This is a genomic window from Arthrobacter sp. AK01, assembly GCF_021109375.1.
In the GTDB taxonomy this organism is placed as follows: domain Bacteria; phylum Actinomycetota; class Actinomycetes; order Actinomycetales; family Micrococcaceae; genus Arthrobacter.
Genome location: NZ_JAJOHP010000137.1, coordinates 1 through 2,549 on the forward strand (window position 1 = coordinate 1; position 2,549 = coordinate 2,549).

Consider the following 2,549-nt stretch of genomic DNA (forward strand, 5'->3'; position numbering starts at 1 on the left):
TCCGCCCCCCCCCCCCCCCCCCGCGGGGGGGGGGGGGCCCCACCGCGCCGGCCTCCCCCGCCGGCGGGCGCCGCTTCTTTTTTTTTCTCCCCCCCCCCCCCCGGGCCCGTTTAGTTCTGCGTGTTGCCCACCCGCCGCTGCCCTACTTGGGTGGGTACTTGGGCAAAGCAAAAGACCCGCACCGGCGAACCGGTGCGGGTCTTCATTTGTGCGCCCAAAGGGATTCGAACCCCTGACCTTCTGTTCCGTAGACAGACGCTCTATCCAGCTGAGCTATGGGCGCATTTCGTGTGATTCTCGGCGGTCTGTTTCTCTGACCCCCTCGAACCTCAATAAACTTTACAGAAGTTCATGTGAAGTTCCAAATCGAAAAGCTGTAATCTAGGCAACTAGACCGGTCTACGTGACCTTAGTCACTTAAAACCTGCTTTTGAGAACCTTCCTCCTTGAGTTCTAGCGGTTTTTGCTTTTCCGTCCTCCGGATGTCCGATGTCTGACAGCGGATTGGTCTGGTCCGCGGCCCCTATCGTTTAGGACACACCACTGAACCCGAGGAAGGGAACCGCAATGGGCGATCTGGCGCGACTGCCGCTGCTTGAGAAGGCACCTACTACGCATGCACGCCTGCTGGCCTGGGTTGAGGAAGTTGCCGAGCTGACTCAGCCGGACCGCATCCACTGGGTTGATGGCAGCGAAGCAGAAAACAAGAAGCTGACGGACGAGCTGGTTGAGGCCGGCACGCTTCAGCGGCTGAACCCGGAAACGTTCCCGAATTCCTTCGCGGCGTTCTCCGACCCCGCTGACGTTGCCCGTGTGGAAGAGCAGACATTCATCTGCTCCGAGAACGAGCGCGACGCAGGCTTCACCAACAACTGGATGGCTCCGGCCGAGATGAAGCAGAAGCTGCGCGGACTGTTCGCCGGCTCCATGCGCGGCCGCACCATGTACGTCATTCCGTTCGTCATGGGCCACCTGGAAGCTGAAGATCCCAAGTTTGGCGTCGAGATCACCGACTCCGCCTACGTTGTTGCCTCCATGCGCATCATGGCCCGCATCGGTACGGACGTGCTTGACCGCATCACGCAGACCGATGCTTTCTTCGTTCCGGCATTGCACTCGCTGGGCGCACCGCTGGAAGCCGGCCAGGCCGACGTCGCGTGGCCATGCAACACCGACAAGTGGATTGTTCACTTCCCCGAAGAGCGCTCCATCTGGTCCTTCGGCTCCGGCTACGGCGGCAACGCCCTCCTGGGCAAGAAATGCTACGCGCTGCGCATCGCATCGGTAATGGCCCGCGACGAAGGTTGGCTGGCCGAGCACATGCTCATCCTCAAGCTGACCTCCCCTGAGCAGAAGACCTACTACGTCTCCGCTGCTTTCCCGTCCGCCTGCGGCAAGACCAACCTCGCGTTGCTCGATCCCACCATCAAGGGCTGGAAGGTTGAGACCCTCGGAGACGACATCACCTGGATGCGCTTCGGCAAGGAAGGCGAGCTCCGTGCCGTCAACCCTGAAGCCGGCCTGTTCGGCGTCGCTCCCGGTACCGGTTGGGGCACCAACCCCAATGCCATGCGTGCCATCGCCAAGGGCAACAGCATCTTCACCAACGTGGCTCTGACCGACGATGGTGGCGTGTGGTGGGAAGGAATGACGGAGGAAACTCCGGCACACCTGACCGACTGGCGCGGTGAGTCCTGGACTCCGGACTCCGATGCTCCGGCCGCACACCCGAACTCCCGCTTCTGCACGCCGATCGACCAGATCGACATGCTGGCTGAGGAATACTTCAGCCCGGAGGGCGTGGAACTGTCCGCGATCCTGTTCGGTGGCCGCCGTAAGACCACCATCCCGCTAGTTACCGAAGCCCGCGACTGGTCCAACGGCATCTTCATGGGCTCCACGCTGTCCTCGGAAACCACGGCTGCTGCCGCCGGTGCCGTTGGCGTTGTCCGCCGTGACCCCATGGCCATGCTGCCGTTCATCGGCTACGACGCAGGCGATTACCTGAACCACTGGGTCAACCTCTCTGCCAAGGCCAACCCGGAGCGTCTGCCCAAGATCTTCCTGGTCAACTGGTTCCGCCGCACGGCCGAGGGCGCCTTCGCCTGGCCTGGCTTCGGAGACAACGCCCGTGTGCTCAAGTGGGCCATCGAGCGCCTTGAGGGTAAGGCCGACGCTGTGGAAACCCCGATCGGCTTTGTTCCGACCGGTGAGTCCATCGACCTCGAGGGCCTGGACATGACTCCGGCCGAGGTTGAGTCGGCTGTTCGCGTCGACCCTGAAGAGTGGGCAACCGAGCTGGCGTCCATCGAAGAATGGTTCGCCAACTTCGGCGAATCGCTCCCGGCGGCACTCCAGTCCGAGCTGGACGGTCTCAAGACCCGTCTGGGCTAGACCTCTTAGGAACAACGGCGTTCTTAAGTGAACGACGACCGGGCCGGGCCCCGGAGGTTTGTTTTTGGGGGGGGGGGGGGGGGGGGGGGGGGGGTGTTTTTTGGGGGGCCACGCACGGCCCCCCCCCCAGGGTTTGGTGCGGGGGGGGGGGGGGG

General features: G+C 63.0%; 1 protein-coding gene and 1 tRNA gene. One reads left to right on the forward strand and one right to left on the reverse strand.

What is annotated here, in order from left to right; all coding sequences use genetic code 11:
- Positions 1–209: 209 nt before the first annotated feature.
- Positions 210–283: transfer RNA gene (locus tag LN996_RS23390), tRNA-Arg, on the reverse strand.
- 284 nt (positions 284–567) lie between these two features.
- On the opposite strand from LN996_RS23390, the gene LN996_RS23395 reads away from it, so the two are divergent.
- Complete coding sequence (locus LN996_RS23395; RefSeq protein WP_231343484.1) at positions 568–2,394, forward strand: phosphoenolpyruvate carboxykinase (GTP); 1,827 nt, start codon at positions 568–570, stop codon at positions 2,392–2,394.
- Positions 2,395–2,549: the final 155 nt, after the last annotated feature.